Source organism: Pseudomonas sp. DP-17, from assembly GCF_022380625.1.
GTDB lineage: Bacteria > Pseudomonadota > Gammaproteobacteria > Pseudomonadales > Pseudomonadaceae > Pseudomonas > Pseudomonas nitroreducens_A.
Window position 1 is genome coordinate 282,956 of sequence record NZ_JAKSXG010000015.1, and the last position, 17,577, is coordinate 300,532.

General features: G+C 67.3%; 15 protein-coding genes. 13 read left to right on the forward strand and 2 right to left on the reverse strand.

Annotation, left to right across the window (positions count from 1 at the left end):
• Nucleotides 1–113: 113 nt before the first annotated feature.
• The 5 genes from MJ122_RS25080 (at nucleotide 114) to MJ122_RS25100 (ending at nucleotide 4,770) form a co-directional block, all read left to right on the forward strand.
• On the forward strand, nucleotides 114–1,463 hold the full coding sequence (locus MJ122_RS25080; RefSeq protein ID WP_239746422.1) for an epoxide hydrolase family protein: 1,350 nt from the start codon (nucleotides 114–116) through the stop codon (nucleotides 1,461–1,463).
• Between the two features lie 58 nt (nucleotides 1,464–1,521).
• Entirely contained in the window at nucleotides 1,522–2,517 is a 996-nt protein-coding gene (locus tag MJ122_RS25085; RefSeq protein WP_239746423.1) for an alpha/beta hydrolase, read from the forward strand.
• A 14-nt stretch (nucleotides 2,518–2,531) separates the two neighbouring features.
• Nucleotides 2,532–3,032, forward strand: a complete 501-nt coding sequence (locus MJ122_RS25090; protein WP_088420992.1) for a cytochrome P460 family protein — start codon at nucleotides 2,532–2,534, stop codon at nucleotides 3,030–3,032.
• A gap of 45 nt (nucleotides 3,033–3,077) precedes the next feature.
• Nucleotides 3,078–3,914: an oxidoreductase gene (locus MJ122_RS25095; RefSeq protein WP_088420993.1), complete on the forward strand. Its 837-nt coding sequence runs from the start codon at nucleotides 3,078–3,080 to the stop codon at nucleotides 3,912–3,914.
• An 82-nt stretch (nucleotides 3,915–3,996) separates the two neighbouring features.
• A complete protein-coding gene (locus MJ122_RS25100; protein ID WP_239746425.1) occupies nucleotides 3,997–4,770 on the forward strand; it encodes an alpha/beta hydrolase in 774 nt (257 codons plus the stop codon).
• A 40-nt stretch (nucleotides 4,771–4,810) separates the two neighbouring features.
• Here MJ122_RS25100 and MJ122_RS25105 read toward each other — a convergent pair whose 3' ends face one another.
• Nucleotides 4,811–5,554 (reverse strand): class I SAM-dependent methyltransferase, encoded by a 744-nt coding sequence (locus MJ122_RS25105; RefSeq protein ID WP_239746473.1) that lies wholly within the window; start codon nucleotides 5,552–5,554, stop codon nucleotides 4,811–4,813.
• 322 nt (nucleotides 5,555–5,876) lie between these two features.
• Here MJ122_RS25105 and MJ122_RS25110 point away from each other — a divergent pair, with 322 nt between their 5' ends.
• The 3 genes from MJ122_RS25110 (at nucleotide 5,877) to MJ122_RS25120 (ending at nucleotide 9,459) form a co-directional block, all read left to right on the forward strand.
• Nucleotides 5,877–7,256 carry an APC family permease gene (locus MJ122_RS25110; protein WP_088420996.1) on the forward strand — a complete coding sequence of 460 codons (1,380 nt, stop codon included), beginning with the start codon at nucleotides 5,877–5,879 and terminating at the stop codon, nucleotides 7,254–7,256.
• Nucleotides 7,257–7,357: 101 nt separating this feature from the next.
• Nucleotides 7,358–8,260 carry a LysR substrate-binding domain-containing protein gene (locus MJ122_RS25115; RefSeq protein ID WP_239746427.1) on the forward strand — a complete coding sequence of 301 codons (903 nt, stop codon included), beginning with the start codon at nucleotides 7,358–7,360 and terminating at the stop codon, nucleotides 8,258–8,260.
• A 98-nt stretch (nucleotides 8,261–8,358) separates the two neighbouring features.
• Nucleotides 8,359–9,459: a M14 family metallopeptidase gene (locus MJ122_RS25120; protein ID WP_239746429.1), complete on the forward strand. Its 1,101-nt coding sequence runs from the start codon at nucleotides 8,359–8,361 to the stop codon at nucleotides 9,457–9,459.
• 9 nt (nucleotides 9,460–9,468) lie between these two features.
• On the opposite strand, the gene MJ122_RS25125 is transcribed toward MJ122_RS25120, so the two are convergent.
• Complete coding sequence (locus tag MJ122_RS25125; protein WP_239746430.1) at nucleotides 9,469–10,377, reverse strand: LysR substrate-binding domain-containing protein; 909 nt, start codon at nucleotides 10,375–10,377, stop codon at nucleotides 9,469–9,471.
• A 159-nt stretch (nucleotides 10,378–10,536) separates the two neighbouring features.
• On the opposite strand from MJ122_RS25125, the gene MJ122_RS25130 reads away from it, so the two are divergent.
• The 5 genes from MJ122_RS25130 (at nucleotide 10,537) to mrdA (ending at nucleotide 17,566) form a co-directional block, all read left to right on the forward strand.
• Nucleotides 10,537–11,835 (forward strand): FAD-binding oxidoreductase, encoded by a 1,299-nt coding sequence (locus MJ122_RS25130; RefSeq protein ID WP_239746432.1) that lies wholly within the window; start codon nucleotides 10,537–10,539, stop codon nucleotides 11,833–11,835.
• 66 nt (nucleotides 11,836–11,901) lie between these two features.
• Nucleotides 11,902–12,993, forward strand: coding sequence for a polyamine ABC transporter substrate-binding protein (locus tag MJ122_RS25135; protein WP_239746434.1), 1,092 nt, complete (start codon nucleotides 11,902–11,904; stop codon nucleotides 12,991–12,993).
• Entirely contained in the window at nucleotides 12,990–14,258 is a 1,269-nt protein-coding gene (locus MJ122_RS25140; RefSeq protein ID WP_239746436.1) for an FAD-dependent oxidoreductase, read from the forward strand. The genes MJ122_RS25135 and MJ122_RS25140 overlap by 4 nt, the downstream gene beginning before the upstream one ends.
• Before the next feature lie 46 nt (nucleotides 14,259–14,304).
• A complete protein-coding gene (locus tag MJ122_RS25145; RefSeq protein ID WP_239746438.1) occupies nucleotides 14,305–15,204 on the forward strand; it encodes a DMT family transporter in 900 nt (299 codons plus the stop codon).
• Nucleotides 15,205–15,673: 469 nt separating this feature from the next.
• On the forward strand, nucleotides 15,674–17,566 hold the full coding sequence (gene mrdA, locus MJ122_RS25150) for a penicillin-binding protein 2 (protein ID WP_239746440.1): 1,893 nt from the start codon (nucleotides 15,674–15,676) through the stop codon (nucleotides 17,564–17,566).
• The last annotated feature ends 11 nt before the right edge of the window (nucleotides 17,567–17,577 follow it).

The window sequence follows — 17,577 nt, forward strand, 5'->3', positions numbered from 1 at the left end:
CCCCGATACCAAGGTATCGACCGACACCATGGTGCAATCGCCGCATCTGCCGGGCTTTGTTGAGATCGCTGCAGGCCGCCGATCCGCCGGCCAGTGAACCAGGGAGATCGACCATGCCAGCCGCCTCGTTATCGCCTCTTCTTCGTCGTCGCTTCAGCCGTTCGCTCATGGCCACCGCCGTGGGGCTGTTCCTGCTCGGCGACGGCCAGCATCACCTGCTGCAACAGGCGTTCGCCGCGAACGCCAGCAGCACGGCGAACGCCGATGACAGCGTGCGCCCGTTCCGCATTCAGGTGCCCCAGGAGCAACTGGACGACCTGCGCCGGCGCATTGCCGCCACGCGCTGGCCGGACCGCGAGACGGTGAGCGATGTCTCGCAGGGCATCCAGCTGGAGAAGGTCCGCGCGCTGGTGGACTACTGGGGCAAGGACTACGACTGGCGCCGCGCCGAAGCCAGGCTCAACGCGCTGCCGCAGTTCGTCACCAGCATCGATGGCATGGACATCCAGTTCATCCACGTGCGTTCGAAAGAGCCGCATGCCATGCCGCTGGTCCTCACCCATGGCTGGCCAGGCTCGCCGCTGGAGTTCCTCAAGACCATCGGCCCGCTGACCGACCCGGTGGCCTATGGAGGACGTGCGGAAGACGCCTTCGACGTGGTGATCCCGGCCATCCCCGGCCACGGTTTTTCCGGCAAGCCGACCGCCACCGGCTGGGGCCCGGACCGGGTGGCCCGCGCCTGGGACGTGCTGATGAAGCGCCTGGGCTACAGCCACTATGTGTCCCAGGGCGGCGACCATGGCTCGGTAATCTCCGATGCGCTCGGCCGCCTGGCCCCGCCCGGCCTGCTCGGCATCCACCTGAACATGCCGGCGACGGTGCCGCCGGAGCTGGTCGGGCCGATCAACAGTGGCGCCCCGGCACCCGCCGGGCTGGGCGCTGATGAGCGCCGCGCCTTCGATGCGCTGAGCATCTTCTTCGGCCGCAACGCCGCCTACGGCGCGATGATGGTGACCCGCCCGCAGACCATCGGCTATTCCCTGGCCGATTCACCGGCCGGCATGGCCGCCTGGATGTACGAGAAGTTCGCCGCCTGGACCGACAGCGGCGGCGAGCCCGAGCGCGTGCTGAGCCGCGACGAGATGCTCGACGACATCTCGCTCTACTGGCTGACCAACACCGGCGCTTCCTCTTCGCGCTTCTACTGGGAAAACAACAACAACAACTTCAGCGCCGCGGCGCAGAAGACCTCGCAGATCAAGGTGCCGGTGGCCATCACCGTATTCCCCGGCGAGATCTACCGCGCGCCGAAAAGCTGGGCGCAGCGCGCCTATCCGTCGCTGGACTACTTCCATGCGGTGGACAAGGGCGGCCACTTCGCCGCCTGGGAACAGCCGCAGCTGTTCAGCGAAGAACTGCGCGCGGCGTTCCGCCCCCTGCGATCCAGCCTGAACAACCACTAGAACCCGCCGCTTGCCGGCAACCACCGGGTAGGCCGCGCGTCTGCCCTGGAGACCTGCAATGAACCTGTTCAAGTCCCCGCAATTCGGCGCCTCGGCGCTGGCCATCGCCCTTGCGCCCTTCACCTGTGGCGCAATGGCGCAAGCGGCCACCGACCCGGCCTTCGGCGCGCTCAAGCACGTCGATGCCGGCCTGCTCAACGTCGCCTACGCAGAAGCCGGCCCGGCCGATGGCCCGGTGGTGATCCTGCTGCACGGCTGGCCCTACGACATACACAGCTATGCCGAGGTGGCGCCGCAGTTGGCAGCCAAGGGCTACCACGTGCTGGTTCCCTACGCCCGTGGCTATGGCGAAACCCGCTTCCTTTCCGCGTCCACCCGGCGCAACGGTGAGCCCGCCGCACTGGCGGTGGACGTCATCGACTTCATGGATGCGTTGAAGATCAAGCGCGCGGTGCTCGCCGGTTACGACTGGGGAGCACGCTCGGCGGACATCGTCGCGGCGCTCTGGCCCGAGCGGGTGAAGGCGCTGGTGTCGGTCAGCGGCTATTTGATCGGCAGCCAGGAGGCGGGCAAGGCGCCGCTGCCACCGGCCGCCGAGCTGCAGTGGTGGTACCAGTTCTACTTCGCCACCGAGCGCGGCAAGGTCGGCTACGACCAGTACCGCCACGAGTTCGCCAGGCTGACCTGGCAACTGGCTTCGCCGCAGTGGAAGTTCGACGACGCCACCTTCGAGCGCAGCGCCCAGGCCCTGGACAATCCCGACCAGGGGCCGATCGCCATCCACAACTACCGCTGGCGCCTGAATCTGGCCGAAGGCGAGCCGCGCTATGCCGAGCTGGAGAAGAAGCTCGCAGCCTTCCCGACCATCCGGGTGCCGACCATTACCCTCGAAGGCGATGCCAATGGCGCGCCGCACCCGCCGGCCGAGGCCTACTCCAAGCGCTTTGGCGGCAAGTACGAGTACCGGCTGATCACCGGCGGCATTGGCCACAACCTGCCGCAGGAGGCGCCTGCCGCCTTCGTCAAGGCGGTGATCGACGCCGATCATCTGTGAGCCGGAGAGCCGCCATGACCATCGCAGCGACCGCATTGCGCCACATCGCCCTCGCCGGTTTCGCCCTGTTGGCGGCGACAGGCGCCAGGGCCGACGGGGAGGCTTCGCCGATCTACGGCGTGCGCATGCCCGAGGGCTACCGCAACTGGCAATTGGTGGCGCCCGCCCAGGAGGCGGCGCCGCTGAACGAACTGCGTGCCGTACTGGGCAACGACATTGCCATGCGGGCCTACCGTACCGGGACCTTGCCGTTCCCCGACGGCAGCGTACTGGCCAAGCTCGCCTGGAAACACGTGCAGTCGCCGGAGTTCGAACCGGCGTCGATCCCTGGCGCGGCCACCACCGTGCAATTCATGGTCAAGGATTCGAAGAAGTACGCGGCCAGCGGTGGCTGGGGCTTTGCCCGCTTCATCGACGGCAAGCCCGCCGACGAGGCCCAGCACCAGACCTGTTTCGCCTGCCACCAGGCGCGGGTGAAGGACCATGACCTGGTCTTTACCCGCTACGCACCCTGACAGCTGCACCTTGAGCGCTACACCTTGAGAGAAGGGGAGGTTCCCATGAACCAACGATGGCTGATCACCGGTTGCTCCCGCGGGCTGGGCCGCGCGCTGGCCGAAGCCGTGTTGCAGGCAGGCCACCGCCTGCTGGCCACCGCCCGCGACCCGGACGCCCTGGCGGACCTCGCCCGGCTCTACCCGCAGACGCTGCGCCTGGCTCCGCTGGACGTCACCGACCCGGCGGCCGCGCAGGACGCCGTGGCGCAGATGGTCGAGGAGTTCGGCGGGCTCGACGTGCTGGTCAACAACGCAGGCTTTGGCAATGTCAACTCGGTGGAAGACACCTCGCTGGAGGACTTCCGCCGGGAGATCGAGACCAACCTGTTCGGCACCATCATCGTCACCAAGGCGGCGATTCCTCTTCTGCGCCGGCAGCGCAGCGGCCACATCATCCAGCTGTCGTCGGTGGGTGGACGCATCGGCGCGCCGGGGCGGGCGCCCTATTCGGCGGCGAAGTGGGGTGTCGAGGGCTTCTCCGAAGTCCTGGCACGCGAAATGGCGCAGGTTGGCGTGCGGGTGACGATCATCGAGCCCGGCGGCTTGCGCACCGATTTTGCCGGCACCTCGACGACGCTCAGCGAAGGACGCTTCGAATACGACGCCGTGGTCGGCGCCGTGGCACGCCGGCAGCGGGCCTACGACGGCAAGCAGCCGGGCGACCCGCAGCGAGCCGCGCAGGCGATTCTCGCAGTGGCCTGGATGGATCGTCCGCCGTTGCGCCTGGCCCTGGGCAGCGATGCGCTGCTGGCCATCGAGAACGCCGACAAGGCACGCCTGGCGGAGCTGCGCCTGTGGCGCGAGCTAAGCCAAACCAGTGACTTTCCCCGCTCGCCATGAGCGCTCCCCGCACGGATTGTGATTCCCCCGGATCGCCGTGCGGGGCTTTTTATTCCTCAAATCCTCAGCAAGGAGATCCACCATGAAGAAGACCCTTACTGCCCTGGCGCTCGCTAGCGGCCTGCTGGCGAGCGGCGCTTTCGCGGCGGAGGTGAAACCGACCGTGGTGCTGGTGCATGGCGCCTTCGCCGATGCCTCCAGCTGGAACGGCGTGACGCGCATCCTCGAAAAAGACGGCTACAGCGTGATCGCCGCCGCCAACCCCTTGCGCGGGGTGGCCAGCGATGGCGCCTACATCGGCAACATCATCGGCAGCGTCAAGGGACCGGTGGTGCTGGTGGGCCATTCCTACGGCGGCAACGTGATCAGCGCGGCGGCCAGCGACCGGCCCAACGTCAAGGCGCTGGTCTATGTCGCCGCCTTCGCCCCGCAGAAGGGGGAGAGCGCCGCCGGGCTGGCCGGCAAATTCCCCGGCAGCACCCTCGGCCCGACCCTGGCCGCCCCAGTGCCGTTGGTCGATGGTGGCAAGGACCTGTACATCCAGCAGGACAGGTTTCACGATCAGTTCGCCGCCGATGTACCCGCCAGCGAAGCTGCGTTGATGGCGGCGGCGCAGCGTCCGGTCACCGAGGCGGCCTTGAACGAAAAAGCCGGCGCAGCGGCCTGGACGGCGATCCCCTCCTGGTTCGTCTATGGCGACCAGGACCGCAACATTCCGCCGCAGGCCATGGCTTTCATGGCGCAGCGCGCCAAGGCGAGGGACGTTGAAGTGGTCAGCGGAGCATCCCATGTGGTCATGGTTTCGCACCCCGATGCGGTTGCGCGAACCATCGAAAAGGCCGCGGTCGGTTACTGATCTGTCGTGCCGGGCAGGGGCGAACGTCCCGGCCCGGCAGTCAGCGCTTCACGCAGACGAACAACCCATTGCCTGAATGGCCTGTCCACGGCGTGATGCGTTCGTAGTCGTGCTCGAAGACCTGTACCTCGAACAGTGGCTGCAGCAGGCCCAGCAGCTCGGCGAAGGTCAGCGCGACCATCGCGTGTTCGTCCTGCCAGGTCAGGGTCTCGCCGGCAGTGGTCTTCTCGATGCTCAGGCGCAACGCCTGGCGCTCACCCTCGCCGCTGTAGTACCAGCCCGAACCGAAGCCGAACTGGCTGCCGTCGTGCTCCACGCTGTGGCGTACGAAGGAGCGGTTGTCGATCAGCGCCTTGTCGACGCTGTTGAAGCAGAACACACCACCGTCGGCGAGGGCGTTGTGCACGCTCGCCAGGCACGCCTGCAGCTGCTCGATACCAGGGTTGTAGTGGATCGAGTAGAGGAAGCAGGTGATCAGGTCCAGCGGCTCCTCGACCTGGAAGCTCGCCATGTCCTGCCGGCTGAAATGCGCCTCGGGGCAACGTTGCTGGGCGATGTCCAGCATCGGCGGATTGATGTCCAGGCCCGCGCTCCCATAGCCGAAATCGAGGAAGTGGCGCACGTGCGGCCCGGTCCCGCAGGCGAGGTCCAGGTGCCGCCGCCCCTGGTTGCCGAACAGCTGGTGCAGGCGGCGCACGCAGTGGCTCTGCGCCTGATAGTCGATGTCGGCGCACATCAGGTCGTAGTAGCAGGACAGGTCGGTGTAGAGCGCGTTGGAGGACATAGGCAGCCAGGCAGGGGTTCGCCGCGGGTTTCGGCGCGGCATGGTACATCAGCCTCGGGCATTCGCCGCTGAAATCGGACTGGCGCGCAGGTCGCCTGTGTCCGGTCGCCCGCCAGGGGACAGGAAAAAGGGCCGATCGGTCCTGGTGCCCGGCCATTTTTTTCATTGGGCTCGAACATATTTTTACTAATTTTCCTCGGCGGCGAGCTGAAGCACCATGCGGCCCGATTCGAACAACTGCGTCCTTCGAGGCGGCCCACAGGAGCGCCTCACGCCGTTCCAGTCCCACGGGCGCCCGTCGCTCGCCGTCCAAGAGTTCGCCATGAAAAAAACAACAAGCGTGTCCGATACTTCCTTGCCTGCCCATCAATCTCACGTGCCGTCCTCGCGGTCATTCCGCAAATCGCTGGGCATTCCCGCCCTGGTGCTGTTCGGCCTGGCCTACATGGTGCCCCTGGCGGTGTTCACCACCTACGGGCTGGTTACCCGCATGAGCAAGGGCCACCTGCCGGCGGCCTACCTCTTCACCCTGGCGGCCATGCTGCTGACCGCCTACAGCTACGGGCGCATGGTGCAGGCGCACCCGTATTCGGGATCGGTCTACAGCTACACGCGCAAGACCTTCGGCGCGGCGTTCGGCTTCCTGGCCGGCTGGACGCTGCTGCTGGACTACATCTTCCTGCCGCTCTTGAGCTACCTGCTGATCGGCATCTACATGACCGACTATTTCCCGTCGGTGCCGCTGTCGGTATGGATCCTCGGCTCCATCGTGCTGGTGACGCTGCTCAACCTCGTCGGCATCGAATCCATCACCCGCGTCAACTGGGTGCTGATCGTCGCGCAGATGGTCTTCGTGGTGGTGTTCATCGCGCTGTCGCTGAGCCACCTGGGTGCCCAGGCGGAGCCGGTGCCGCTGGTCCAGCCGTTCTATGACGAGCACTTCAGCCTGCCGCTGGTGATGTCCGGCGCGGCGGTGCTGTGCCTGTCGTTCCTCGGCTTCGACGCCGTGTCGACCATGGCCGAGGAGACCCCGGAGCCGCGCCGGCAGATCCCTGCGGCGATCATGCTGGTGACCCTGATCGGCGGCGTACTGTTCATCGTCATGGCCTACTTCGGCCAGCTGGTGTTCCCCGAGTGGCAGGCGCTCACCGATGCCGACTCCGCGTCGCTCGATGTGCTGCGCCGTATCGGCGGCGAATGGCTGGTGACCTTCTTTACCGCCACCTACGTGGCCGGCTGCTTCGCCTCGGCGATGGTGTCCCAGGCCAGCGTGTCCCGCGTGCTGTTCGCCATGGGCCGGGACGGCGCGATTCCCCGCGTGTTCGGCAAGCTGGTGACGAAGAAGCGAGTGCCGGCCAATGCGATCCTCCTGATCAGCCTGCTCTCGCTGATCGCGCTGTTCGTCACCCTGGATACCGTGGCCAACATGATCAGCTTCGGCGCGCTCTTCGCCTTCTCGGCGGTGAACCTGGCGGTGATCAAGCACTACCTGATCGATGAGCGTCTCACCGGCCGGGGCAACTACCTGCGCTACGGTGCGCTGCCAGCGGTGGGCTTCCTCAGCACCATCTGGCTCTGGTCCAGCCTGTCGGGCATGTCCTTCCTGATCGGCTTCGCCTGGATGTGCCTGGGCTTTGTCTGTCTGCTCAGCGCGACCCGGATGTTCCAGCAGCAACTGCCGGACCTGAACATGGCGGAGTGATCGCCGCGTGGAGGGAAGCCGGGGCTGCCCCCGGCTTCTTTTCAGGGCGGGCCGATACTGGTTAAGGTGGCGCGAATTCGAGGAACGAGCCGGATTTCGTCATGAAACTGCATCAGTTGCGCGCCCTGCGCACCATCGCCGAGAGCGGCAGCCTGCAGGAGGCGGCGCGGCTGCTGGAGGTCACCCAGCCGTCGTTGTCCAAGGCGGTGAAGGAGCTGGAAGAGGAGCTCGGCGTCCCCCTGCTGGTGCGCTCGAATCGTGGCGTGACGGTCACGGCCTATGGCGAGCGGCTGGTGAGCATGGCCCGGCTGGTCACCGAAGAGGTGCGCCGCGCACGTGAAGAGATCGACACCCTCAAGGGCGAGATGGCCGGTCGCGTGGCGATCGGCGTGTCGCCGGTGACGCCCAACCGCGCCTTCGCCTACTGCTTCAAGCGTTACCGCGCGCTGTACCCGAACGTGCAGTTGCAGATATTCGAGCTGCGCTCGGTGCAGCTGTTCGAAGGGTTGAAGGAGGGCCGCCTGGACCTGGTGTTGACCACCCAGCCGTTGCAGCAAGCCACGCAAGAGCAGGTCTGGTACGAGCTGGCGCCGCAACCTTCGGCGTTGGCAGTGCGCAGGGGGCACCCCCTGGCGGGAGCTCGCTCTCTGCAGGAGTTGCTGGACCTGGAGTGGCTGTTGTCCGATCCGCTGGAGGTCGCCCTGGCGGGCCAGTTCTTCCGCGAACGCCAGGTGCCGCCGCCGCAGCGCATCACCGAGTGCTCCTCGTCTGTGCTTTACCTCGAGCTGGCGGCCAGCACCGATGCGGTGAGCTTCTGGTCGCAGCGCATGCTCCAGCTGCCGATGGTGGCCCAGGTACTGGTGCCCCTGCAGATTGCCGAGGCCACGCCGGTAGCGAGCCTGTCCATGGTCACCCGGCCGCAGGAACTGATGACCCGCGAGGCCCTGTTGCTGGCCGAGGAAATGGTGGCGGCATTCAACGCGGAGCAGGCGCCGCTGGCATAACCAGCCTCAATGCTCATGTGTAGAGATCATTACTCCGCGTTTTCGCGCTGATGCATCCTGCCGGCCGCCAGATGTTCCTCGAAACGGCCGGAGTCGCCATGAATGCATCGTCGTACTTTTCCCAGAGCTACGCCCAGGCGCGCAGCAAGTTCCTCGACGCCTGCGCAGCCGCCGGCTTGCCGGTGGAGTCCCACGTGCATCCATTGGCCGGACGCGACGGCGAGACGCTGGCGGTGGATGTCGCCCGCGCGGGACCGACCGATGCGCAGCGCCTGCTGGTCATCAGCAGCGGCTGCCATGGCGTCGAAGGCTTCTGCGGCTCGGGCGTGCAGAGCGCGCTGCTCGCCGACAGCGCATGGCGCGAGCACGCGCGCCGCAACGATTGCGCAGTGCTCTACCTGCACGCCGCCAATCCCTATGGCTTTTCCTGGTGGCGTCGCTGGACCCAGGAGAACGTCGACCTCAACCGCAACTTCCGCGACTTCACCCAGGCAGCGCCGGAGAACCCCGGTTACGCCCAGCTGGATCCGGTGCTCGCGCCACGGCGCTGGCCCAGCCCGCTGGGGCGCCTGCGCCTGCTCGGCTATGCGCTGCGCCATGGCCGCTGGGAGTTGCAGCGGGCCATTTCCTCCGGCCAGGCCAGCCATCCCGACGGCCTGTTCTTTTCCGGCCTGCAGCCGACCTGGAGCAACCGCACCGTGCGCGAAGTGCTGCGCCAACATGGTCGGCAGTGCCGCGAGATGGCCTGGATCGACGTACACACCGGCCTCGGTCCGAGCGGCTACGGCGAGTACATCTACTCCGGCGACCCGCGTCCCGAAGCGCTGGTGCGCGCCCGTGCCTGGTGGGGCGACGAGGTGCGCTCCACGGAGGAGGGCAACAGCGTGTCGGTGAAGCTCAGCGGCAAGCTGGTCCATGCAGCGCTCGAGGAGTGCCCGCAGGCATTGCTGATCTCCATGAGCCTGGAGTTCGGCACCGTGCCCGGTCCGCAGGTCCTCGAAGCGCTGCGCGCGGACCAGTGGCTGCAGCGCACGCCCGACGCACCGGCGGCGAAGGTGCGACGCATCAAGCAGCAACTGCGCGATGCCTTCTACGTCGACACGGAGCAGTGGAAGCAGGCCGTGCTGACCCGCGCGCGGGAAGCTGCCTGGAGAGCGGTGGAGGGGTTGAACAGCGAGATTCCGACGGCGCTGGCCTGAGTCTGCGGGTCAACCCTGCAGCGAAGTGCGCTGCTCCTCGAACCAGTCGAGCACCGGCTGGCAGGCGGGGTGGGCGGCGCCGCTGTCACGCAGCCACAGTGCATAACGGCCGCCGGTTTTCAGTGCTTCGCCAAAGGGCACGACAAGGTCGCCGCGCTGCAGGGCGTCGTGGGCCAGCATGCGGTCGGTCATGGCGACGCCAAGGCCTCGCGTCGCGGCGTCCAGTGCCAGGTCGTCGAGGTTGAACAGCATGTGCTTGAACTGCGCAGGCGGCGGGGCGGCCTGGGCGCGCAGCCACTGCGGCCATTCCAGGCCGCCGCTGGAAGCGTGGATCAGCGGATGGCGCGCCAGTTCCTCCAGCGAGCGCGGCGGCTCCTGGCCGTCGTCCAGGCGCGGGGCGCAGACCGGGACCAGGTATTCGTCGTACAGCGGCATCAGCACGCGGCCCTGCGGGTCGCTGCCGCTGGGCAGGTAGAGCACGTAGGCGTCGCAGTCGCCGCCGTCGTCCACCACTTCACCGCCCACCGTCTCGATGGACAGGCACAGCTCCGGGTGTCGCGAGTAGAAGGAGCTCAGGCGCGGCAGCAGCCAGCGCACCGCCAGCGAAACGAAGATGCGGATGCGGAAGGGGCGCTCCGCCGAGGCCGGTGCCAGGCGCTCTTCCAGGCGCAGCAATTGCTGGAGCATGCCCTCGGCCACCGCGTAGACCTCGCGACCGGCGTCGGTCAGCGCCACCTTGCGGCTGGTGCGGTCGAACAGGGGAACGCGGTAGTACTCCTCCAGCTGTTGGACCTGCCGGCTGATGGCGCTCTGGGTCAGGTGCAGCTGTTGCGCGGCCGCCGTGAAGCTGCCGGAGTCGGCGACCTGCACCAGAGCCTGGAGTGCCTGCAGCGAGGGAACGCGCAGCAGTTTGTCCATGATGCTTCCCCTCTGCAATCTATGCGTTTTGAGAATACCAGGATGAAAAATGAGCGTTGGTGCGTCCAGCGCAACTGCCCGTAGATTCTGGTCATGACGCGCCAATTGGGAAATCGCCTGGATACGCCCGGCGCATGGATTGTGAAGGAGTGACGGGCAATGGACAATCACTGCGGCTGGATCGCCCTGGCGGGCGAGCTGCCTGCGCGGCCGACGTTGAGCGGCACTCAACGGGCGGACTGGCTGATCATCGGTGGCGGTATCACCGGGTTGTCCGCCGCCCACGCGCTGGCGGCGCGCTTCCCCCAGCAGCGCATCGTCCTGCTGGAGCGCCAGCGCATCGCCCAGGGCGCCTCCGCGCGCAACTCCGGTTTCGTCGTCGCCCATGAGCTGCCTGCCGCCGGCGAACGCCTCGGGCAGCCCGGCCATGCGGCCTACCAGGTCGCTTCGCGCATTGGTATCGCGGCGGCGCAGGAAGTCCGCCAGCGGATCGCAGGGTTGGGCATCGACTGCGAGCTTTTCGAGGACGGCTATCACTTCGCTGCGCATCGCCCCGAGCACCTGGGCGATATCGACGGCATCCTCGCTACCCTGGCATCGGTGGGCGCCAACGCGCGCTACTACGAAGGCTCGGCGCTGGAACAACGCCTGGGCAGTGGCTTCTATGCGCGGGCCATTCATTGCGCCGGCGGCAATGCGCTGCTGCAACCGGCGCGCTATGTGAAAGGACTCGCTGACAGCCTGCCGACGTCGGTAGAGGTCTTCGAGCAGAGCAATGTGACCGACCTGCGCCGCAACGGCCAGGGTTGGATGGCGCGCACCGCGCAGGGCGAGGTGCAGGCACCGCAGGTTCTGGTCTGCCTTGGCGCCTTCATCGCCCGCGCCGGCTTGCGCGACAGCGGTGCCTTCCCCTTGGAGCTGAGCGCCAGCATCACCCGTGCGCTGGACGAGCCGCGCTGGCAGTCGCTGTTCGGTGAGCGCCAGTGGGGCGTGCTCGCGCCGCTACCGGGCGGCGGCACCGTACGCCTGCTGCCGGGTCGCCGGCTGCTGATCCGCAACACCGTCGAATACCGCCATCGCGACCTCGACGGCCACGCGCTGATCGAGCGCCGCCGCCGTCATCTGGGCGGCCTGCAGAAACGCTTCCCCGGCATCGTCGATACCGACATCGCCTACACCTGGACCGGCCACCTGAGCGGCACCCGCTCCGGCGAGCCGTACTTCGCCCGCGTCGACCAGGGCCTGCATGCCGTCGCTGGCTGCAATGGCTCGGGCGTGGCGCGCGGCACCCTGTGGGGGCGCCTGCTGGCGGAAATGGCCACCGGCGACAGCTCGCCCGCACTGGCCGATGTGCTGGCGCAGGCCAGCCCCGGTTACCTGCCGCCCAGACCGTTCTTCGATATCGGTGCCTCGCTGCGCATGGCCTGGGAAGTGCGCCGTGCGCGCGCCGAGGCCTGATCCACCGCTTTACCCACGCACGACGATCCATCACGACCATCCCCGAAAACAAAAACCGAGGGCAGCATGATCATCCGTCCCATGACCCTGGCAGGCCTGGTCCTGTCGCTGTTGGCCGGCACCACCCAGGCGGCGCAGACCGTCACCATCGCCAACTGGAGCAGCTACATCGCCGACGATACCCTGGCGAACTTCACGCGGCAGACCGGCATCCAGACCACCTACGACCTGGTGGACAGCAACGAGACCACCGAAGCCAAGCTGATGACCGGCGCCAGCGGCTACGACCTGGCCAGTCCGTCCAACCACTTCCTGCCGCGACTGATCAAGGCCGGCGCCATCCAGGAACTGGACAAGGGCAAGCTGCCCAACTGGAACAACCTCGACCCCAAGCTGATGAAGATCCTCGAGGTCAGCGACCCGGGTAACCGCTACGCCATTCCCTACCTCTGGGTGACGGTCGGCATCGGCTACAACGAGGACAGGATCAAGGCCATCTTCGGCAACACCGACGTCACCCGCAGCTGGCAGCTGCTGTTCGATCCGAAGAACGCGGAAAAGCTCGCCCAGTGCGGCATCGCGGTGATCGACAACGCCACCCAGATGGTGCCCATCACCCTCAAGGTGCTCGGCCGCGATCCGGCCAGCCAGAACCCGGACGACTTCAAGGCCGCCGAAGCGGCGTTGCAGGCGATCCGCCCGTCGATCCGCTATTTCCACCAGTCCAAGTACGTCAGCGACCTGGCCAACGGCAACATCTGCGTCGCCATCGGCTTCAGCGGCGACGTGCTGCAGGCCATGACCACCGCCCAGCAGGCCGGCAACGGCGTGAAGATCGGCTACAGCCTGCCGCGCGAAGGCAGCACCATCGCGGTGGACACCGTGGTGATTCCCAAGGGCGCGCCGCACCTGGACAACGCCTACGCCTACATGAACTACCTGCTGCAGCCGGAAGTGATCGCCAACATCACCAACGCCGTGCAGTACCCCAACGGCAATGCCGCCGCGACCTCGTACGTGAAGCCGGAACTGCGCGCCAACCCGGCCGTGTATCCACCCCAGGAAGTGCTCGACACCCTGTTCCCGATCAAGACCCTGTCGCCGTCCGGGATGCGCATGAGCACCCGCCTGTGGACCCGCGTGATGAGCGGCAAATGACCCAGCCCAACGACCTGCGCCGCCACGCCCTGGTGGTCGGCGCCGGCGTGGTCGGCCTGGCCACGGCGCTGCAACTGCAACGCCGCGACTTCCGCGTGACCCTGCTGGACCGCAACCCGCCGGGCCTCGCCACCTCGTTCGGCAACGCCTGTACCTTCGCCACTTACTCGGTGGAGCCGGTGGCCACGCCGGGCATCTGGCGCAAGGCACCGGGCATGCTGCTGCGCCCGGACAGCCCGTTGGCGATCCGCCCGGCGTACCTGCCGCGCATCGCGCCCTGGCTGCTGCGGTTCCTGGCAGCTTCGCGGCGGGATCGCGTGGAAGCCATCGGCCACGACCTCAACACCCTGCTGCGCCCCTGCATGGGGGCGTGGCAGGGACTGTTCGACGAGGCCGGCGCCAACGACCTGATCCGTCATGACGGCTCGCTGTACCTCTTCGAGGAGCATGAACGCCGCGACGCGCAGGCGATGGTGGATTACCACCGGCGCTTTGACGTGCCGATCCGCTTCGTTGAAGGGGGCGAGTTGCGCGAGCAGGAACCGGCGCTCAACACCCGCGCGAGCTGCGCGGTGGAGCTGCCCGGCGTGAGCCGCACGCTCGATCCGTACGCATTGAGCCTGCGTCTGTTCGAACGCTTCCTCGCCATGGGCGGCGAGTTTCGCCGTGGCGAGCTGCTGGGCCTGGAACCGGCCGGGCAGGGCAGGGACGCGGTGCAGGCGCGGCTGGCGAGCGGCGAGCGCCTGGCTGCCGACCGTGTGGCGCTGTGCACCGGCGCCTGGTCGCGCACGCTTGTGGATCAGTTGGGCGATGCGGTGCCGCAGGATACGGAGCGTGGTTACCACGTGCTCTTCGGGCATGCCGGCCAGGTGCTCAATCGCCCGGTGTGCTGGGGTGCCGGCGGCTTCTACATGACACCCATGGCGCAGGGCCTGCGGGTGGCCGGCACGGTGGAATTCGCCGGGCTGGAGGCGCTGCCGAGCCCGGCGCGCTACCGCTACCTGACCCGTGGCGCGCGGCGCTTCCTGCGCTTGCAGCACGAGCCGGTGTCGCAGTGGATGGGCTTTCGCTCCTCGGTGCCGGACAGCATGCCGGTGCTCGGCCCATCGCGGCGCCTGCCGCAGGTCTTCTACAACTTCGGCCACGGCCACATCGGCCTGACGCTGGGCGCCATCACCGGGCAACTGCTTGCCGAGCAGGCCTGCGATGTCGTCACCAGCGTGCCAGTGAAGCCGTTTCTCGCCAGCCGCTTCAGCTCGCGCTGAAGCCTTGGCGGCGCATCCTACCACCCTCGGAACAGGAGATCACGACATGCCCCAGCTGACCCTCGTCGCCCCCCGCAGCCATGCCATGCGCAGCGTGGGCCTGATGCTGTTGTCGATGTTCTGTTTCGCCGTGGTGGATGCGCTGGCCAAGGTGGTGGCACTGAAATACCCGGCCAACGAGGTGACCTTCTTCCGCATGGCCTTCGGCGTGCTGCCGGCGTTTCTCCTCTGCCTGCGCGGCCGGCCGCTGGTTGAGCGTTGGCGGCAGCTGGACGTGCGCGGGCAGAGCATCCGTGCGGTGACGCTGCTGGGTTCTTCGGCGCTGTTCTTCGCCGGGTTGCCCTACGTGCCGCTGAGCGAGGCGATTTCCATCGCCTATTCCGAGGCGCTGCTGGTGATAGTGCTGGCGCCGCTGCTACTGGGTGAACGCCTGCTGCCGCGCAACGCGCTGGCGGCGGTGCTGGGCTTCATCGGTGTGCTGATGGTGGTCAAGCCGGACAACGCCGAGGCCAGCCTGCTCGGGCCGGGCCTGCTGGTGGCCAGCGCGTTCTTCGGCGCGCTGTCGATGATCCAGATCCGCCGCATCCGCGCGAGCGACGATTCCACCACAACGGTGCTGTATTTCACCGTGGTCGGCACCCTGGTCACCGGCGCTACGCTGCCGTTTTCCTGGAGTACGCCGAGCCTGCCGGACCTCGGCTTCATGCTTGCCCTGGGCCTGCTCGCCACGGTCGGCCAACTGCTGTTCACCATCGCGGTGCGCCGTGCCCATGCCGCCACGCTGGCACCGTACACCTACACCAGCATCATCTGGGCAAGCCTGCTCGGTTACCTGATCTGGGGCGAGGTGCTCGGCCTGCTGTCGCTGGTCGGCATCGTGCTGATCGTCGGCAGCGCCGTGGTCGTGGCGGTGCTGGAGCAGCCGCCGGAAGGCTCGGTGGTCTGATGTTCTTCGCCGCGAATCTCGCCCGCAATCCTGGGCTGGCCGGGTGCCAAGGCGGGCCAATCGCGGACGGAGTCCGCTCCTACGCGAGGGCATGCCTCGGGGGCCGGGGGCTGCATTGATCCAGCAGCGATCCGGCGGGTAGAGGCGTTTCCACAATTGCATCAGGCTTCGTAGGAGCGGACTCCGTCCGCGATTGCCATCATCCCGCAGAGGACTACCAGGAGCGCACCTGATGGCGCCGACTTCAGGCATCGGGCCGGTGCCTCGAATGTCGGTCGGAATCCGGCCGGCCAGTCTGCTACCATGCCGCGCCGGCAGGCCCGCTGGCGCGTGATTGCTCCGCGCCTGGTGGCGCCGGTTTGCCCGTTCCTACTCCGCTGCAAACAGGCCGCATCGATCGGAAAGCTTCCCTGCCCGGCAGGGGCGAAAACACTTTCCGCCCGGTCGATGGGGACCTTCTGGAATCCCGATGCACGATCCAATCAAACTCAAGGACCACCAGCAGGAATCGAAGCTGGTCAACCGCCGGCTGATCGCCTGCGGCGCGCTGGTGGCCCTGATGAGCGTGACCCTGGTGGCAAGGATGTATTTCCTCCAGGTCACCGACTACGCGACCAACGCCACGGTCTCCGAGAACAACCGCATCCACGTCCTGCCGATCCCCCCGGAACGCGGGCTGATCTTCGACCGCAACGGCAAGGTACTTGCCGAGAACCTGCCCAGCTTCAACCTCACCCTGACCCGCGAGCGCGCCGGCAACTCCCAGGCGGTGCTCGACCAGGTGACCGATATCCTGCAGCTGAGCCCCGAACAGCGCCTGCAGTGCGACAAGGCGCTGAAGAAAAGCCGCCATCCCTTCGAGCCGGTCACTCTCCTGCATGACCTGAGCGAGGAGCAGATCGCCCTCATCGAGGTCAATCGCTACAAGCTGCCGGGCATCGACGTGGATGCCGAGTTCGTCCGTCACTACCCCTACGGTGAGCACTTCGCCCACTCGGTCGGCTTCGTCGGACGGATCAACGAACGCGAGGCGGCGCGGCTGGACAGCACCGAGTACCGGGGCACCGAGTACATCGGCAAGACCGGCATCGAGCACTTCTACGAGCCGCAGCTGCACGGCCACGTGGGCTATGAGGAAGTCGAAACCAACGCCCAGGGGCGCGTCATGCGCGTGCTGAAGAAGGTGCCGCCGGTGGCCGGCGAGAACATCGTGCTCGGCCTGGACGTGGACCTGCAGGTCGCCGCCGAAAAGGCCCTCGGGGACCGCCGCGGCTCCGTGGTGGCGCTGGACCCGAATACCGGGCAGGTGCTGGCGATGGTCAGCAACCCGAGCTTCGACCCGAACCTGTTCGTCAACGGCATCAGCTCGGCGCAGTACGCGCAGCTGCGCGACTCCATCGACCGGCCGCTGTTCAACCGGGCGCTGCGCGGGCTGTACTCGCCGGGCTCGACCATCAAGCCGGTGGTGGCCATCGCCGGGCTGGATACCGGCACCATCACACCGGCCACGCGGGTGTTCGATCCGGGGTACTTCCAACTGCCCAACTACGACCACAAGTACCGCAACTGGAACCATAGCGGCGATGGCTGGGTGGACCTGGACACGGCCATCAAGCGTTCCAACGACACCTACTTCTACGACGTCGCGCACAAGCTCGGCATCGATCGCATGCACGACTACCTGACCCGCTTCGGGCTGGGCAGCAAGGTGTCCATCGACATGGCCGAGGAGTCTCCCGGGCTGATGCCGTCCCGCGAGTGGAAGCGTGCGACGCGGCGCCAGGCCTGGTTCCCCGGCGAAACGGTGATCCTCGGCATCGGCCAGGGCTACATGCAGGTGACGCCGCTGCAGCTTGCCGAAGCGACCTCGCTGATCGCCAGCAAGGGGGCCTGGCACCGGCCGCGGCTGGCCGAATCGGTGGGTGGCGAAGACGTGGTCGATGCCAACCCCATGCCCGATATCCACCTGAGCAATCCCCGTGACTGGGATGCGGTGAACTACGGCATGCAGCTGGTCATGCACGATCCGGGTGGCGGCGCGCGGGCCGCGGGGCAGGGCGCGCAATACCGGATTGCCGGCAAGAGCGGCACCGCGCAGATCGTCGCGATCCGTCAGGGCGAGCGCTACAACCGCCTGAAGACCAAGGAGCGTCACCGCGACAACGCGCTGTTCGTGGGCTTTGCCCCGGCGGCCGAACCTTCCATCGTGGTCTCGGTGACCATCGAGAACGGCGAGGCCGGCGGCCGCGTGGCCGGACCGGTGGTGCGCGAGATCATGGATGCCTGGCTGCTCGACCAGGACGGCAAGCTCAAGCCGCAGTATGCCGTACCGGCCGAGACGACCTCAGGCAAGCACGTCTGAGGTCCTGCGGA

Bases quoted from the DNA above. Each gene is read 5' to 3' on its own strand.
- MJ122_RS25080 (WP_239746422.1), top strand. From the start codon at position 114: ATGCCAGCCGCCTCGTTATCGCCTCTTCTTCGTCGTCGCTTCAGCCGT.
- MJ122_RS25085 (WP_239746423.1), top strand. From the start codon at position 1,522: ATGAACCTGTTCAAGTCCCCGCAATTCGGCGCCTCGGCGCTGGCCATC.
- MJ122_RS25090 (WP_088420992.1), top strand. From the start codon at position 2,532: ATGACCATCGCAGCGACCGCATTGCGCCACATCGCCCTCGCCGGTTTC.
- MJ122_RS25095 (WP_088420993.1), top strand. From the start codon at position 3,078: ATGAACCAACGATGGCTGATCACCGGTTGCTCCCGCGGGCTGGGCCGC.
- MJ122_RS25100 (WP_239746425.1), top strand. From the start codon at position 3,997: ATGAAGAAGACCCTTACTGCCCTGGCGCTCGCTAGCGGCCTGCTGGCG.
- MJ122_RS25105 (WP_239746473.1), bottom strand. From the start codon at position 5,554: ATGTCCTCCAACGCGCTCTACACCGACCTGTCCTGCTACTACGACCTG.
- MJ122_RS25110 (WP_088420996.1), top strand. From the start codon at position 5,877: ATGAAAAAAACAACAAGCGTGTCCGATACTTCCTTGCCTGCCCATCAA.
- MJ122_RS25115 (WP_239746427.1), top strand. From the start codon at position 7,358: ATGAAACTGCATCAGTTGCGCGCCCTGCGCACCATCGCCGAGAGCGGC.
- MJ122_RS25120 (WP_239746429.1), top strand. From the start codon at position 8,359: ATGAATGCATCGTCGTACTTTTCCCAGAGCTACGCCCAGGCGCGCAGC.
- MJ122_RS25125 (WP_239746430.1), bottom strand. From the start codon at position 10,377: ATGGACAAACTGCTGCGCGTTCCCTCGCTGCAGGCACTCCAGGCTCTG.
- MJ122_RS25130 (WP_239746432.1), top strand. From the start codon at position 10,537: ATGGACAATCACTGCGGCTGGATCGCCCTGGCGGGCGAGCTGCCTGCG.
- MJ122_RS25135 (WP_239746434.1), top strand. From the start codon at position 11,902: ATGATCATCCGTCCCATGACCCTGGCAGGCCTGGTCCTGTCGCTGTTG.
- MJ122_RS25140 (WP_239746436.1), top strand. From the start codon at position 12,990: ATGACCCAGCCCAACGACCTGCGCCGCCACGCCCTGGTGGTCGGCGCC.
- MJ122_RS25145 (WP_239746438.1), top strand. From the start codon at position 14,305: ATGCCCCAGCTGACCCTCGTCGCCCCCCGCAGCCATGCCATGCGCAGC.
- mrdA (WP_239746440.1), top strand. From the start codon at position 15,674: ATGCACGATCCAATCAAACTCAAGGACCACCAGCAGGAATCGAAGCTG.